The organism is Xenorhabdus sp. KK7.4, from assembly GCF_963876465.1.
In the GTDB taxonomy this organism is placed as follows: domain Bacteria; phylum Pseudomonadota; class Gammaproteobacteria; order Enterobacterales; family Enterobacteriaceae; genus Xenorhabdus; species Xenorhabdus stockiae.
Genome location: NZ_CAWNQF010000077.1, coordinates 1 through 15,451, shown reverse-complemented (window position 1 = coordinate 15,451; position 15,451 = coordinate 1). Strand labels below are relative to the sequence as shown.

The window sequence follows — 15,451 nt, the reverse complement described above, 5'->3', positions numbered from 1 at the left end:
CCCATATTTAAATGTATTACCGAGTGGAGCAAAGCTGCCCTTCCCAATTGAGTAATTGTTCAGTTAATAACAATTCCCGATTGATACCCGCTACGGATATTAATTGATGACGACAGCGTATCCAATCATCAACTGTATTTAACAATTTTTCCACACTTTGACTGGAGGCCAGATGGTGAATCAACATCTGCTGATCCTGATTGATACAGTAATTTTGCGCCTTCTGACGCCATTTTACCGCATCAGACAACAGGCTGATTAGCCAGTACAAAGACTGTTGTACATCATCACGATTCAACAATGGCAAAAGTGACAAGGTATCATATTTATGTAGTGCCTGCGTGATAGCCTGACAAAATACATTTCTCTGTTGCCATTTTTCAGTCTGGAGTAACTGTTTTGCCGCCAGAGGTGCTCCCTGAGACAGTTTCAGTGCTGTCTGAATATCCTGTGATGGTATCGTCGGGAGTTTTTTTTGCAGCCAATGCAAACCGATCTTGGTTTCAGGAACCGGCAGATGATAATAAAAACAGCGGCTTCGCAGTGTTGCCAGTAAGCTGGCCGGACGCTGACATCTCAATAGAAAATAGGTATTACCGGGCGGCTCTTCCAGTGTTTTTAACAACGCATTGGAGGCTGCATCAGTCAGTGATTCTGTTGAAGGTACCCACGCAATCTTGGCACCCCCCTGTTGAGAATACTCATAAAGCTTTTCGCTGAGCTGACGAACTGCATCTACACCAATTGTACTTTTCCCCTTTTCCGGAGCGAGTACATGCCAGTCAGAATGTGTTTCTGCCAACATCAAATGACAGCCGTGGCATTTACCGCAACTTTTTATTCCCTGTTTATTCTGACACATTAGCCAACGGCTTAATCCATAAAGCAGTGCATCTGCCCCCATACCTTCATGAGCATGGAGCAAAAGAGCGTGATGACCACGCCCCTGTTGGTGGGATTCAATCAGCTGACGATATGCATGGTTAAGCCACGGATACCAATTCATGCATGTATTTCCTGTTTTTCCAGCCAATATTGCAGAGCCTGACGAATGTCATCCTGTACTTTTTCCAATGGCTGCGTTGCATCTATTTTTATGATGGATTTATCCTGTGCGACCAATTCAAGATATCTTGTGCGGGTACGATGGAAAAAATCTAATGATTCTTTTTCAATACGATCCAGTTCACCGCGTTCGCGGGCACGCTGTAAGCCAACCTCTGGCGGTAAATCAAGATAAATAGTCAGATCAGGTGAAAAATCACCGAGCGCTGCTTCACGTAGTGAAGCCAATAAATGTTGGTCAATGTTACGTCCGCCTCCCTGATATGCCTGAGATGACATATCATGACGATCCCCAACAACCCAGCAACCTTTTGCCAGTGCAGGCTTGATGACATTCTCCACCAACTGAACCCGGGCAGCATAAAGCATCAGAACTTCTGCTTTATCCGTTAATATTTCACCTTCGATCCCTTGCTTGATCATCTGGCGTAATTTTTCCGCTAATGGTGTTCCACCCGGCTCACGGGTAAAAACAAGATCAGAAATCCCGGATTGTTTCAGTGTATCAGACACTGTCTGGATAGCCGTGGTTTTTCCTGCTCCTTCAAGCCCTTCAATAACAATAAATTTGCTGTTCATTTATCCTGCTTCAATCTCTGGCGATAAAGGTTTACCGCTCTATTATGCTCTATTAAATTTGTGGTAAAAGTATGGCCGCCATTACCATCTGCGACAAAATATAAATAGTTTGTTACCGCCGGATGAGCCGCTGCTTTAATTGATGCAAGACCCGGCATAGCAATCGGCGTCGGTGGTAACCCTTCAATCATATAAGTGTTGTATGGCGTAAAGGTGCTCAGGCTGCTACGGAAAATAGTTCCGGTGTATTTATCCCCTAGCCCGTATATCACTGTCGGATCAGTCTGCAACCGCATCTTTAAACGCAGGCGATTGATAAATACAGAAGCCACTTTAGCGCGTTCAGCATCTACGGCAGTTTCCTTTTCGATGATGGAGGCCATAATTAGCATCTCATAAGGACTCTTATACGGTAGATTTTCAGCCCGGTTTTTCCATTCCTGATCGACAGCCATAACCATTTTTTGGTGGGCCCGCTTGAGTAAGTCTATATCACTTGTACCTGCGGTATAGAGGTAAGTATCAGGATAGAACCATCCTTCCAATGGACTCTCTATTTTCATACCCAGCGATTCTGCCAGTTCTTGTGGCGTTTTATCTTCAGCCATATGTTTTAAGTATGGCGCATTCTGTAATATTTTTGACCAATCAGAAAGACGGCTGCCTTCAACAAAGCGAATAGTAAACTGGACCTCTTTACCACTGGCAAACAATTGCAGAATGTCTCTTACTGACATATTTTTCTGTAATCGGTAAGTTCCTGCCTTAAATTTGATCAGTTCCGGTTCTAATCGGAAAAGCCACGGTAATAAGCCGTTATCTTTGATTAAATTATGCTGAATTAACAACGTTTCTAAGCCGATACGTCCCGTTCCGGCCGGTAAGGTAAATATAAGATCCTGAGCCAGATTAACCTTCTGAGCAGAAAAATTTTCCACTTTTTTGATAAAAAAGAAAAATGCTATTGCTGCAACAAGAATAATCAATCCAGGTAGAATAAGAATGCGCTTTTTAAGTTTCATTCGGTTACCACTTTTATCTGCCTTTCAACGGCTGGCTGAATCACTACAGTTTATATCCCTCAGAATTACAGGCTTAAACATTCAGGTAATAAATATTCATATAACTCTCTGGATTGGTATTTCCATGCAGGCTGATTTTTATGTGCCTGAATCTGATTAACTGCCATAACAGGCATCAGTGAATTACAAATAATTACCTCATCAGCGTGAGCTAATGCTTCAGGATAACGCATGACACATGACAAATGGTAATCACTACATTCCAGTAGTTGGATAATTTTCTGTCGCATAATCCCTTCCACACCACACTGGCTCAAATCCGGCGTATAGATATTTTTACCTCTCCGCCAGAAGATATTAGCGCTACAACATTCAACTAATAAACCATCACTATCAAGTACTAGCGCTTCATCGATCTTTTCCTGATCAATAAACCGCTTTATCAGAACTTGTTCCAAACGGTTCAGATGCTTAATTCCCGCCAAATGAGGGTTAATCCCCATAGCAACAGGACTAAGGCCCAATACAACACCCGTTTTCCGTTGCCTGTAATATTGCTCTGGATAGAGGCTTAGTAAAAGGATCTGGTTTGTCTCATTAATACCATCACTGCTGTAACCGCGTCCGCCCGAACCTCTGGATAAGAGCACTTTCAAAACACCAGACTCACATCCTGTTACAACTTGTTGAATATGGTTTTCCAGTTTTGCCCAATCCGGTACTGGCATAAACAGTCTTTCAACACCTTTTTGTAATCGTTTCATATGAAAAGGCAAAAAAGCTGCCTGACCCTGCTCTACTCTGATTGTGGTAAAGCAGCCATCGCCATATTGTACCGAGCGATCATTAACCGAGATTTGATCTTGCGGTTTGCCGTTAATCCAATACATCATCTTACTTTCTGATTCTTAAATAAAAAGGTGTGAAAACCTCAGGTTATAAGGGGCGCTATAATAGTATATGAGCGGTAGCAGTGCAAAAAGGTACATTCGTAGTATAAAAAAAGCCCCAACATAAGTTGAGGCTTTTTATAGAAATAGGGTGTTTTACATCTTACGGAAAATCAGTGAACCGTTCGTTCCACCGAAGCCGAAAGAGTTACACAACGCATATTCCATTCCCTCAACTTTACGTGCTTCGCCAGGAACAAAATCCAGGCGGCAATTTTCGTCCTGATTAACCAGGTTAATAGTTGGAGGAACAATTTGATCCTGCAAAGAAAGAACTGTGAAAATAGATTCCACAGCACCAGCGGCACCCAGCAGGTGGCCTGTCATTGACTTGGTTGAACTCACTAATACTTTAGTGCCTTTACCAAAGACAGATTCCACAGCCAGAGCCTCAGCAAGATCTCCCGCCGGTGTTGATGTCCCATGAGCATTAATATAGCCCACTTGTTCTGAAGAAATACCCGCATCTTTCAGGGCATTTTCCATAGCAAGTGCGGCCCCTGCCCCATCTTCAGGCGGAGATGTCATGTGATACGCATCACTACTCATACCAAAGCCAACGACTTCAGCATAAATTTTTGCGCCGCGTTTTTTGGCGTGTTCATATTCTTCAAGAACAACAACACCAGCACCATCACCCAGAACAAATCCATCACGATCTTTGTCCCAAGGACGGCTCGCGGTTTTAGGATCATCATTACGGGTCGACAGTGCACGGGCAGCACCAAACCCGGCAACACCAAATTCTGTACTTGCTTTCTCAGCACCACCTGCCAACATGATATCAGCATCATTATAAGCAATTATACGCGCTGCATGACCAATGTTGTGCACACCAGAAGTACAGGCTGTTGCAATAGAGATACTAGGACCACGAAGGCCGTATAGTATGCTCAGATGGCCAGCCACCATATTAATAATGGTTGAAGGTACAAAGAACGGACTGACTTTACGAGGACCAGCAGAAAGCAATGTTCTGTGATTCTCTTCAATCAGGCCCAAACCACCAATACCAGAACCAATAGCAGCACCAAAGCGGCCAGCATTGGCTTCTGTTACTTCGATTCCTGCATCTTCAAAAGCTTGAACACCTGCAGCAATACCATACTGAATGAACAAATCCATTTTTCGTGCATCTTTGCGCGAAATATTGAAATCTTCATGATTAAAATTCTTCACCAAACCAGCAAATTTAGTTGCATGGTTAGCGGTGTCGAAATGTTCGATAAGGCCGATACCACTCTGTCCGGTACAAACAGCGTTCCAAGAAGACTCTACTGTATTGCCGACAGGAGATACCATGCCTAGTCCGGTCACGACTACTCGACGCTTAGACACGGTTATCCTCCAGGGAGGGAAAAAATGTAAGACAAAAAACATAGGCGGTCGAACGACCGCCTATGTATATGTGCTTATTTACTTGCGTTTTCAACGTAGTCAATAGCAGCCTGAACTGTAGTGATTTTTTCAGCTTCTTCGTCTGGGATCTCAATATCGAACTCTTCTTCCAGAGCCATTACCAGTTCAACTGTGTCAAGAGAATCAGCGCCCAAGTCATCAACAAATGAAGCTGTGGTTACAACTTCTTCCTCTTTAACACCCAGTTGTTCAACGATGATTTTCTTAACGCGTTCTTCGATAGTGCTCATACTATTAAATTTCCTATCAAAACTCGCTTTCGCGATGGTTTTCGTAGTTTATAAAATACAGGAAAAGATGCAACCAAATCCCGGCTGGTCGAACCACTAACTGCTTATTTTGTATAAGAAATACATAAAAAAACAGCGGGTTCGCTCATTTTTTAGATCATGTACATGCCACCATTGACATGTAATGTTTCACCCGTAATGTAAGCGGCCTCATCAGAAGCAAGAAACGCTACAGCACTGGCAATTTCCTTTGCATTACCGAGACGATTAGCAGGAACATCAGATAAAATGCCCGCACGTTGTTCGTCTGTCAACGCTCTGGTCATATCGGTTTCGATAAAACCGGGAGCAATAACATTGACGGTAATGCCACGAGAAGCGACTTCACGAGCCAGTGATTTACTAAAACCAATAACTCCTGCTTTCGCTGCCGCGTAATTCGCCTGCCCTGCATTTCCCATTGTTCCAACAACAGATCCAATGGAGATAATACGTCCATAACGTTTTTTCATCATAGAACGCATTACTGCTTTTGACAGACGAAAAATCGAAGAAAGATTAGTGTCAACAATACCTTGCCACTCATCATCTTTCATGCGCATCAACAAGTTGTCACGTGTGATGCCCGCATTATTAACCAGAATGTCTATTTCACCAAATTCAGCACGAATATTCGATAGTGCCTGTTCAATGGATTCTGAATCTGTGACATTCAGTACAAAACCTTTGCCTTTATCGCCCAGATAGGCGCTGATTGCCTCGGCTCCATTTTCACTGGTCGCGGTGCCAATAACACGCGCGCCACGTTCAGCCAATAATTCTGCAATCGCTCGACCTATGCCACGGCTGGCACCAGTAACTAGTGCAATTTTTCCATCAAAGCCCATGTTTTCCTCAGTCATTTATTCAGAGCAATTGTAAGTGATGATACATCATTCACTGCTACAGCACTCAGAGTACCAACAATTCGTTTTGTTAAGCCAGTCAGTACTTTACCCGGCCCTATTTCCAGCAGGTTATCAATACCCTGAGCGGCAATATACTCAACAGATTCTGTCCAGCGTACCGGATTATACAACTGACGCACCAGCGCCGCCCGGATTGTATCCGCAGATTCTTCTGTTTTTACATCAACATTATTGATAACAGGGAATTGCGGCTGTTTAAACTCAACAGACTGCAATGCAACAGCTAACTGGTCTGCGGCGGATTTCATTAATGCACAGTGTGAAGGAACACTGACTGCTAAAGGCAGAGCACGTTTAGCTCCCGCTGCTTTACATGCGGCACCCGCGCGTTCTACAGCTTCTTTTTCGCCGGCAATAACAACCTGCCCCGGGGAATTAAAGTTCACAGGTGAAACAATCTGTCCCTGCGCTGATTCTTCACATGCTTTTGCAATGGATTCATTATCCAGACCAATAATGGCGTACATAGCACCCTGCCCTTCAGGCACGGCTTCCTGCATCAACTTTCCACGTAATTCAACCAGCTTAATTGCCTGTTGGAATTCAATGACACCAGCACAAACCAGTGCTGAATATTCGCCAAGACTATGACCTGCCATCACGGAAGGGTTTTGCCCTCCCTGTTGCTGCCAAACCCGCCAAATAGCAACAGAAGCGGTCAGCAATGCAGGTTGTGTTTTCCACGTTTTATTCAGTTCTTCTGCTGGGCCCTGCTGGACTAACTCCCATAAATCGTATCCCAAAACCGCAGAAGCCTCTGCAAAAGTTTGCTCTACAAGCGGGAATTCCGCGGCTAAGTCAGCTAGCATGCCAAGAGATTGAGAACCCTGGCCGGGAAATACCATTGCAAAATCAGACATGTTTATCATCCTGTTAAGTTAAAAACGTACTAGCGCTGAGCCCCAGGTAAAGCCACCGCCAAATGCTTCAAGTAAAACAAGTTGGCCACGCTGAATTCTTCCATCACGGATCGCTTCGTCAAATGCAGTCGGGACAGATGCAGCTGAGGTATTACCATGACGATCCAGTGTCACAACAACTTTATCTATCGTCATATTCAGTTTTTTAGCTGTCGCTGAAATAATACGTAAGTTCGCCTGATGGGGCACCAGCCAATCAAGCTGGGAATGAGCCAAACCATTAGCTTCCAGTGTCTCATCGACAATATTCGCTAATTCTCGCACAGCAACCTTAAATACTTCATTGCCAACCATCGTAAGGTATGCTGGTGTATCGATTTTTTGACGATCATGATGAGGCACTGATAATAATTCGCCATAATGACCGTCAGCATGCAAATGGGTTGACAGAATACCAGGCTCTTCTGAAGCACCTACCACCATCGCTCCCGCCGCATCACCAAAAAGGATAACGGTACCACGATCTTCTGGATTAACCGTTTTGGAAAGCGTATCAGAACCAATAACCAGTGCACATTTAGCTGCACCCGTTTTTATAAACTGATCAACTACACTCAATGCATATGTAAACCCGGCACAAGCCGCCGCAACATCAAAAGCCGGAATACCGTTAATGCCTAGCAGTTTTTGGATCTGGCAGGCACTGCTGGGAAAAGCATGCGTTCCCGTTGTTGTTGCAACAACTATTAAATCAATTTGCGTTTTATCGATGCCTGCCATTTCTATGGCTTGTTCAGCAGCCTTGAATCCCATGGTTGCCACCGTTTCACCTTCATCGGCGATACGACGTTCACGGATACCAGTTCGAGTGACAATCCACTCATCAGTCGTATCCACCATTTTTTCTAAATCTGCGTTAGTACGCACCTGAGACGGCAAGTAACTGCCTGTGCCTAAGATCTTTGTATACATTTATGCTTATTCACTCTTGGGTAATACTGCATTCAGTCGGGCTGCAATCTTTTCAGGAACCTGCTTTTCTACTGCCTGAACAGCTTGCTCAATTGCAGCTTTGAAAGCATTTTCATTCGCGGCACCATGACTTTTTATAACAATACCACGCAATCCTAATAGTGTTGCGCCGTTATGCTGATCAGGGTTTAGATGACCGAAGCGTTTTGCTATTAGTTTAAGCAAAAACTTCCTGAATATTTTCATCAACCATGACGATTTTTTCTTTTGCCCTTCCGGTGACTTAAGCAGAGACAGAATCACTCTGATCGCGCCTTCCATTGTTTTCAGCGTAACATTACCTGCGAAGCCGTCACACACGAGGACATCTGTTTTCCCCGTTAACAGCTCATTTCCTTCCACATAGCCTATATAGTTGATTAACTCACTATTCCGCAAGGTTATGGCGGCTTCGCGGATATTATCCAGCCCTTTGGATTCCTCTTCCCCGATATTAAGTAATGCTACACGTGGATTTTTTACACCCGCAACATCTTCTGCCATTACAGCGCCCATAATGGCAAATTGCACTAACATACGACTATTACAATTAATATTAGCGCCCAAATCTAATACTACTGTTTTTTGTTGTTTCAGATTTGGTATGACCGTCACCAAGGCTGGCCGTTCAATTCCTTCTATCGATTTCAACATCAGTTTAGCCAGCCCCATCAATACTCCTGTATTTCCTGCACTGACACACGCCTGCGCTTCACCTGATTTCACCAGATTTAGTGCAATACGCATCGAAGTACCGTGGCTGGAACGAATTGCCTGAGACGGTTTAACATCATTGGCAACAACATGTTCCGCAGGAATAATTTGCAAACGGCTGAGCAGCTCGGCATTTTTGTTTGCAAGCAAAGGAGAAATGGCTTCGGGGTCACCGACCAACAGTAGTTTTAATCGCGGATTAGATGCCAGTGCCTGCAATGCAGCAGGCACCGTGACGCGAGGACCAAAATCCCCGCCCATAGCATCTAACGCTAAGGTTAGATTAGCCAAGATATCAACTTGCTAATAACTAGCTGAATTACTTGTTGATTACCTTGCGGCCACGGTAGTAGCCATCAGCAGTCACATGGTGACGCAGGTGAGTTTCACCAGAAGTTTTGTCTACAGAGACTTTTGTTGCAGTCAGTGCGTCATGAGAGCGACGCATACCACGTTTAGAACGAGTTGGTTTATTCTGTTGTACGGCCATCGACCTTACTCCTTAAGTACTTTTCTTTAAACTGGCTAATGCGGCAAATGGGTTTGGTTTTTCTGCTTCAGGAGGCAGTACACCAAACACCATATCCGCGTCGGACACTTCACAGTGTTCAGAATCATGTACCGGAACTACCGGCAGAGAAAGAATTATTTCATCTTCTATCATTGCCAGTAAATCTATTTCGCCAAATTCATTAACCTCAATTGGCTCATACTCTTCCGGTAATGCTTCGGCCCGCTCATCATTGACGACCGGGCTAAAACAATACGTTGTGTGAACATGATGACTGAATTTACCACCACAACGCTGACAGGCAAGCGTAACATCCACATCTGAATGCCCTTTTACAACTGCCAGACGCTGATTATCAATCTGAAATGATAATGAGTTATCTACATCACTATCCACACTGACCACCGATTCTAGAAGACGAGACACCTGTTCAGCAGAATAACTGCCAGTGTAGTCTAGTCTTTTCTGGGCTGCACGAAGTGCATCAATGGTCAGGGGTAATTTTACCTTCTGCATAAGGCGCGCATATTATCTTTGTAACGGGATATAGTCAAAGAAAAAGGCCACACATCTGCACCTTTCCACCAAATATTCGCTTAATAAGCGGTGCATAGTTTAAAATGCCTGCAAATATTTCTCTACGTATTTTATGGAAAAATGATGCTTCCGATTGTTTTATCATCAACTTCGATATATCGCCGCTTATTACTGGAAAAAATTGGCCTGCCTTTTACCTGTGCAGCACCAAATATTGATGAAAGCCCACAGGAGAATGAAAATCCTGAACAATTAGTGATGCGACTTTCACAAGAAAAGGCTACAGCATTACAACACGATTATTCCAGTCATCTTATTATAGGTTCAGATCAGGTTTGTATTTTAAATGGAGAATTAACAGGAAAGCCGCATAATTTTGAGAACGCTTTCGCACAGTTAAAAAAAGCCAGTGGTCAGTGTGTCACTTTTTATACCGGTATTACATTATTCAATAGCAAAACCGGGAGTACTGATACTCGCTGTGAACTATTTCATGTCCATTTTAGGGAACTTACTGATACTGAAATCATCGGCTACCTGGAAAAAGAACAACCGTTTAATTGTGCCGGCAGTTTTAAAAGTGAAGGCTTAGGGATCACATTATTTGAAAAACTAGATGGCAAAGACCCCAATACATTAGTTGGTCTGCCATTAATCACACTGGCTGAAATGCTTACCCGTCAGGGAGTAAACCCCCTGACGGCACATTATTAAGCAAATGATTATTGCATTATATTTGTCGCAATTTTTTTAAGCATTGTCGTAATGCCGCATCCATTGGTGCTTCGAAACGCATCGTTTCACCGCTGGATGGATGCGTAAACTTCAGTGAACTGGCATGCAGAAACAGCCGGTTGATCCCTGTTTCTGCAAGCTGCCCGTCAAACGCTTTATCACCATAGCGATCATCAAATGCTATCGGATGCCCCGCATACAGAGTATGTACACGAATTTGGTGGGTACGCCCGGTTACAGGGCTGGCCCGCACTAATGTAGCAAACTCGTAACGTTCTTCCACCTTAAAACGCGTTTCAGAAGGTTTACCTTCGCTGCTGACCTTCACGACCCTTTCACCACTTTGCAGAAGATTCTTTAACAAAGGAGCTTGTACGACTTTGCAGTGAGACTGCCACTGCCCACGTACCAAGGCCAGATAATCTTTTTGCATTTGCTTCAGGCGTAATTGTTCATGCAGTGAACGTAGAGCAGAACGTTTTTTCGCAACCAACAAAACCCCGGAAGTATCACGGTCAAGACGGTGTACCAGTTCAAGAAAGCGAGCTTCGGGACGTAATGCCCGTAATCCTTCAATAACACCGAAACTTAACCCGCTTCCACCATGCACAGCAGTTCCTGAAGGCTTATTAATGACCAATATATAATCATCTTCATAAAGAATACATTCTGCCAACGCGGCAACTTTACCCAACTTGGCAGAAACAGGAGCCTCCTGTTTTTCCGCCACTCTGACAGGCGGAATTCTGACAACATCGTTTGCTGTCAATTTATATTCAGGCTTGATTCTTCCTTTATTGACTCTAACTTCACCTTTACGCAAGATCCGGTAGATCATGCTTTTAGGTACACCTTTTAACCGAGCCAGCAAAAAATTATCAATTCTCTGGCCGGCCTCATCGTCATCAATAGTGACAAACTGTACAACTTGATTATTTGTTTTCATGGGCGCAATTTTAATTATCCCGCAAACAGAGTGCCACTCATTTTTAAATCATGTATAAATAATATCCATATTTTTATTCTTTATTATTAAATTGCCTTAGAATAAAGGCTAAAGATTAACAACTTATCACTATTTCATGATAAAAAACTCTTAAAGAGATAAAGTCACCTTGCTATCACCCCAATAGCAATGGAATAATGCTTTCCGGCCACGATTTACTAAACTATGAATGGCAGATTGAAATTGTTTGTTATCTGTTTGTTTGAACAAAAACGCAGCAATGGCGTAAGACGTAATGTTTAATCAAACAATTTATGGGCTGTGAGTTGCTACTTACTGGATTGGGTAAAACCTGTACTAATTTATTACAGTATCTCCCAACAAAGAGCGCTGCGTTTCTTACAATGAAAGAAATGAAATTCAGGCTCGCCGACATTTAGGCGCCTCTATACAACCGATAGCCGTGAGGCTGACGGTTTTGTAAAAGACACGAGGCCATCGGTTTCCAGTAAATGCTCCTCTTTTTACTCATGGCTCTATACTAATGTAAAAAATAATGAGTAAGTTAGAATGAAAAGAATGTTAATCAACGCAACCCAGCAGGAAGAGTTGCGTGTTGCCCTTGTTGACGGGCAACGTCTTTATGATCTGGATATTGAGAGTCCTGGACACGAGCAAAAAAAGGCCAATATCTATAAAGGTAAAATTACACGGATTGAACCCAGCCTTGAAGCCGCATTTGTTGATTATGGTGCAGAGCGACATGGCTTCCTGCCTATAAAAGAAATTGCACGTGAATATTTCCCAAATAATTACCATGCTCATGGGCGTCCTAACATTAAGGATATCCTTAAAGAAGGTCAGGAAGTCATCGTTCAGGTAGATAAAGAAGAACGAGGCAATAAAGGTGCTGCTTTAACGACCTTTATCAGTCTGGCAGGTAGTTATCTGGTTCTGATGCCGAATAATCCGCGAGCTGGCGGTATTTCACGCCGTATCGAAGGTGATGATCGTATCGAATTAAAAGAAGCTCTCTCTTCCCTTGATGTACCCGAAGGTATGGGGCTTATCGTTCGTACCGCTGGTGTCGGCAAATCCGCAGAAGCCCTTCAGGGGGATCTGAATTTTCGTCTGAAACACTGGGAAGCTATCAAAAAAGCGGCCAACAGCCATCCGGCTCCTTTTTTGATTCATCAGGAAAGTAACGTTATTGTACGCGCTTTCCGTGATTACCTGCGTCCCGATATTGGTGAGATTCTCATCGATAATCCGAAAATTCTTGATTTGGCACGCCAGCATATCACTGCCCTCGGCCGTCCTGATTTTGCCAGCAAAATTAAACTGTATAGCGGTGAAGTCCCGCTGTTCAGCCACTACCAGATTGAATCGCAGATTGAATCTGCTTTCCAGCGCGAAGTAAGATTGCCTTCCGGTGGCTCTGTTGTCATTGATACTACTGAAGCCCTGACTGCTATTGATATCAACTCATCCCGTGCAACCCGTGGCGGCGATATTGAAGAAACGGCCTTTAATACGAATCTGGAAGCCGCAGATGAGATTGCCCGTCAGTTGCGCCTGCGTGACCTTGGTGGTCTGATTGTTATCGACTTTATCGATATGACACCAGTACGTCATCAGCGCGAGGTTGAAAACCGCCTGCGTGATGCAGTACGTCAGGATCGCGCCCGTATTCAGATCGGCCGCATTTCCCGTTTTGGCTTACTGGAGATGTCACGCCAGCGTTTAAGCCCATCGCTGGGTGAATCCAGCCACCATGTTTGCCCTCGTTGTAGCGGCACAGGAACCATTCGTGATAATGAGTCACTTTCTCTGTCCATTCTTCGCCTGATAGAAGAAGAAGCCCTGAAAGAAAATACTCATCAGGTTCATGCTATTGTTCCTGTACAGATTGCCTCCTATCTGTTGAATGAAAAACGTAAAGCTGTCAGTGCGATTGAACACCGTCAGGGTGGCGTTGGTATTGTTATCGTACCAAACGATCAAATGCAGACACCGCATTTCTCCGTTTTACGTGTTCGTAAAGGCGAAGAAATCTCGGCTCTGAGCTATCAGTTGCCACAGATTCATGAAACAGAAATGGCAAATATTCAGGAAGATGTGCAGCATGAACGTAAACGTCCTGAACAGCCCGCTATTTCCACTTTTGATTTGCCTGCTGAAGCTCCAGCTCCTGCCGCAGCAAAAACAAAAGAGAAAAAAGTCGCAACCAAAGCAAATAGTCATCAAAAAGCAGAAAAACCTGGCCTATTCAGCCGCTTCTTAAATGCCCTGAAAAAAGTATTCAGCGGCGAAGAAGAGAAGCAGTCTCAGGAAAAAGCCAAGAGACCTTCTGGCAATGATAATCGTCGTTCATCAGATCGCCGTAATCCACGCCGCCAAAACCCACGTCGTGAGCGTAACGAGAATGAAAATCGTAACAATCGCGAGCGTGATGAGCAGCGTAAAGGTCGTAATGCTCAGGCGAAAAATAACGTTCAGGATAATACTGCGGTAGATAATGAAGCGCGTGAGGCTCAGCAGCAACAGCGTCGCGAGCAGCGTGCAGAGCGCCAACGTCGCCGTCAGGAAGAAAAACGCCAGCAACAGTTGGAGAGTAAGACTCAACAGGCAATTAAACCTGAAGTTCCGGAAGAAGAAACCGAGGAACGTCAACCTGTTATGCCTCGACGCCAGCGTCGCCAGCTTGAGCAAAAGATTCGTATTACAGATAGCGTGAAAGAAGAAACAACTATTGCGGCACTGCCGGTAGTTACATCTGATTCTGTACCTGTAATCGCGGAAAAAGAGAAAAAAGCTGCTGTTCCAGCTGTTATCAATACAGAAACTGAAACAACAGCTCAACCTGCCGCGGCAAATGAATCTATCGCTCAGGATACTGCTGAACAAAACGCTGCTGTGTCTGGTTCTCAGCAAAATAACGAACAGCAAGATAACATCATGCCACGTCGTTCCCGCCGTTCACCGCGTCATTTGCGTGTTAGTGGACAACGCCGTCGTCGTTATCGTGATGAACGCAATCTGACGCAGTCACCGGTACCTCTGGCAGTCGCGGTAGCTTCACCTGAGTTAGCATCTGGTAAAGTCTGGGTTCGTTACCCTGTTACACCAGTGGCTACGACTTCTGAGCCAGAACTCTCTATAATTGAAGAGGCAGCATCGGAACAAGCTGTTGAAATTATGCCAGTACCTGTTGCTGCAAAAACTGCTGAACCAGCACCTATTTTTGCAGAAACTAAAGCTACAGAACAAACCACAGTTGCTTATGAAGATGCGAAACCTGAATCAGTGATCCCATCAACAGTTGAATCAGCTATTGAGTCTATTCAAGAAGCTACCAAGTCTGTTGTTAGCCATGAGGTTTCAAATCAGGCTGAAACTGCACCTAACAAAGTGCAATATGACTCTGAGGAAAAAGTTGCTCACGTAGCTGAACCTATCATTGTGGACTCTATCGCTGAACAGGAACATCATGAAGAACAGCCGACTGTCGCAACGGAAGTATGCTCTCAGACAGCAGAAGTTAAAGCGAAAGAGACAAAAGCTACTGAGTCTCAGGTTATCGTGGCAAAAAATCATCACTCTTACTCCCCAATGACTAAGGCTCCGGCACCGGATATGGCTGCACAGCCAGTCATTATTAGTGAATGGGAGCGCCCTGCTCATCCATTCAAAGGGAAAGGTGGTGCGGGTGGTCACTCTGCAACAAATGTCGCAACATCCGGCATGTCAAAACCACAAATATTTGAGTAATTACGTATTGTAATTTCTTATAAAAATAAGTATCCCCCGGCATAGCCGGGGGTTTTTCATATGCGCCTATAAGGCTCTCTTACCTGCCGCGCCCTAACAGGCGCATCGCAATCTGACATTTGCATTCTAGTGA

The 15,451-nt window shown here is 44.2% G+C and carries 15 protein-coding genes; 2 read left to right on the top strand and 13 right to left on the bottom strand.

Features of this window, described 5'->3' with window-relative positions:
* Positions 1 to 16: 16 nt before the first annotated feature.
* The 12 genes from holB to yceD all read right to left on the bottom strand — a co-directional run bounded on the left by holB (position 17) and on the right by yceD (position 9,845).
* Positions 17 to 1,006, bottom strand: a complete 990-nt coding sequence (holB, locus tag AACS90_RS12645; RefSeq protein ID WP_099122997.1) for a DNA polymerase III subunit delta' — start codon at positions 1,004 to 1,006, stop codon at positions 17 to 19.
* Positions 1,003 to 1,644, bottom strand: coding sequence for a dTMP kinase (gene tmk, locus AACS90_RS12640; protein WP_099122996.1), 642 nt, complete (start codon positions 1,642 to 1,644; stop codon positions 1,003 to 1,005). The genes holB and tmk overlap by 4 nt, the downstream gene beginning before the upstream one ends.
* Positions 1,641 to 2,666: an endolytic transglycosylase MltG gene (gene mltG, locus AACS90_RS12635; protein WP_099122995.1), complete on the bottom strand. Its 1,026-nt coding sequence runs from the start codon at positions 2,664 to 2,666 to the stop codon at positions 1,641 to 1,643. Before mltG ends, tmk begins: the two co-directional genes overlap by 4 nt.
* 65 nt (positions 2,667 to 2,731) lie before the next feature.
* Entirely contained in the window at positions 2,732 to 3,556 is an 825-nt protein-coding gene (pabC, locus tag AACS90_RS12630) for an aminodeoxychorismate lyase (protein ID WP_193757261.1), read from the bottom strand.
* 156 nt (positions 3,557 to 3,712) lie between these two features.
* Positions 3,713 to 4,954: a beta-ketoacyl-ACP synthase II gene (gene fabF, locus AACS90_RS12625; protein ID WP_099122993.1), complete on the bottom strand. Its 1,242-nt coding sequence runs from the start codon at positions 4,952 to 4,954 to the stop codon at positions 3,713 to 3,715.
* Between the two features lie 74 nt (positions 4,955 to 5,028).
* The gene (acpP, locus tag AACS90_RS12620) at positions 5,029 to 5,265 is read right to left on the bottom strand and encodes an acyl carrier protein (protein ID WP_099110956.1); all 237 of its coding nucleotides are present in this window, start codon (positions 5,263 to 5,265) and stop codon (positions 5,029 to 5,031) included.
* A 152-nt stretch (positions 5,266 to 5,417) separates the two neighbouring features.
* Positions 5,418 to 6,152: a 3-oxoacyl-ACP reductase FabG gene (fabG, locus tag AACS90_RS12615; protein ID WP_099110957.1), complete on the bottom strand. Its 735-nt coding sequence runs from the start codon at positions 6,150 to 6,152 to the stop codon at positions 5,418 to 5,420.
* 11 nt (positions 6,153 to 6,163) lie between these two features.
* Positions 6,164 to 7,093, bottom strand: coding sequence for an ACP S-malonyltransferase (fabD, locus tag AACS90_RS12610; protein ID WP_099122992.1), 930 nt, complete (start codon positions 7,091 to 7,093; stop codon positions 6,164 to 6,166).
* An 18-nt stretch (positions 7,094 to 7,111) separates the two neighbouring features.
* Entirely contained in the window at positions 7,112 to 8,065 is a 954-nt protein-coding gene (locus AACS90_RS12605) for a beta-ketoacyl-ACP synthase III (RefSeq protein ID WP_099122991.1), read from the bottom strand.
* Between the two features lie 6 nt (positions 8,066 to 8,071).
* Positions 8,072 to 9,109, bottom strand: a complete 1,038-nt coding sequence (plsX, locus tag AACS90_RS12600; RefSeq protein WP_099110960.1) for a phosphate acyltransferase PlsX — start codon at positions 9,107 to 9,109, stop codon at positions 8,072 to 8,074.
* A gap of 28 nt (positions 9,110 to 9,137) precedes the next feature.
* Positions 9,138 to 9,308, bottom strand: coding sequence for a 50S ribosomal protein L32 (gene rpmF, locus AACS90_RS12595; protein ID WP_099110961.1), 171 nt, complete (start codon positions 9,306 to 9,308; stop codon positions 9,138 to 9,140).
* Positions 9,309 to 9,320: 12 nt separating this feature from the next.
* Positions 9,321 to 9,845, bottom strand: coding sequence for a 23S rRNA accumulation protein YceD (gene yceD / locus AACS90_RS12590; RefSeq protein WP_099122990.1), 525 nt, complete (start codon positions 9,843 to 9,845; stop codon positions 9,321 to 9,323).
* 144 nt (positions 9,846 to 9,989) lie between these two features.
* Here yceD and AACS90_RS12585 point away from each other — a divergent pair, with 144 nt between their 5' ends.
* On the top strand, positions 9,990 to 10,580 hold the full coding sequence (locus tag AACS90_RS12585; protein ID WP_099122989.1) for a Maf family protein: 591 nt from the start codon (positions 9,990 to 9,992) through the stop codon (positions 10,578 to 10,580).
* Between the two features lie 16 nt (positions 10,581 to 10,596).
* On the opposite strand, the gene rluC is transcribed toward AACS90_RS12585, so the two are convergent.
* Complete coding sequence (rluC, locus tag AACS90_RS12580; RefSeq protein WP_099122988.1) at positions 10,597 to 11,547, bottom strand: 23S rRNA pseudouridine(955/2504/2580) synthase RluC; 951 nt, start codon at positions 11,545 to 11,547, stop codon at positions 10,597 to 10,599.
* Between the two features lie 570 nt (positions 11,548 to 12,117).
* Between rluC and rne the strand changes: the two genes are divergently transcribed.
* The gene (gene rne, locus AACS90_RS12575; RefSeq protein WP_099122987.1) at positions 12,118 to 15,318 is read left to right on the top strand and encodes a ribonuclease E; all 3,201 of its coding nucleotides are present in this window, start codon (positions 12,118 to 12,120) and stop codon (positions 15,316 to 15,318) included.
* Positions 15,319 to 15,451 lie beyond the last annotated feature (133 nt).

Bases quoted from the DNA above. Each gene is read 5' to 3' on its own strand.
- holB (WP_099122997.1), bottom strand. From the start codon at position 1,006: ATGAATTGGTATCCGTGGCTTAACCATGCATATCGTCAGCTGATTGAA.
- tmk (WP_099122996.1), bottom strand. From the start codon at position 1,644: ATGAACAGCAAATTTATTGTTATTGAAGGGCTTGAAGGAGCAGGAAAA.
- mltG (WP_099122995.1), bottom strand. From the start codon at position 2,666: ATGAAACTTAAAAAGCGCATTCTTATTCTACCTGGATTGATTATTCTT.
- pabC (WP_193757261.1), bottom strand. From the start codon at position 3,556: ATGTATTGGATTAACGGCAAACCGCAAGATCAAATCTCGGTTAATGAT.
- acpP (WP_099110956.1), bottom strand. From the start codon at position 5,265: ATGAGCACTATCGAAGAACGCGTTAAGAAAATCATCGTTGAACAACTG.
- fabG (WP_099110957.1), bottom strand. From the start codon at position 6,152: ATGGGCTTTGATGGAAAAATTGCACTAGTTACTGGTGCCAGCCGTGGC.
- fabD (WP_099122992.1), bottom strand. From the start codon at position 7,093: ATGTCTGATTTTGCAATGGTATTTCCCGGCCAGGGTTCTCAATCTCTT.
- AACS90_RS12605 (WP_099122991.1), bottom strand. From the start codon at position 8,065: ATGTATACAAAGATCTTAGGCACAGGCAGTTACTTGCCGTCTCAGGTG.
- rpmF (WP_099110961.1), bottom strand. From the start codon at position 9,308: ATGGCCGTACAACAGAATAAACCAACTCGTTCTAAACGTGGTATGCGT.
- yceD (WP_099122990.1), bottom strand. From the start codon at position 9,845: ATGCAGAAGGTAAAATTACCCCTGACCATTGATGCACTTCGTGCAGCC.
- AACS90_RS12585 (WP_099122989.1), top strand. From the start codon at position 9,990: ATGCTTCCGATTGTTTTATCATCAACTTCGATATATCGCCGCTTATTA.
- rluC (WP_099122988.1), bottom strand. From the start codon at position 11,547: ATGAAAACAAATAATCAAGTTGTACAGTTTGTCACTATTGATGACGAT.
- rne (WP_099122987.1), top strand. From the start codon at position 12,118: ATGAAAAGAATGTTAATCAACGCAACCCAGCAGGAAGAGTTGCGTGTT.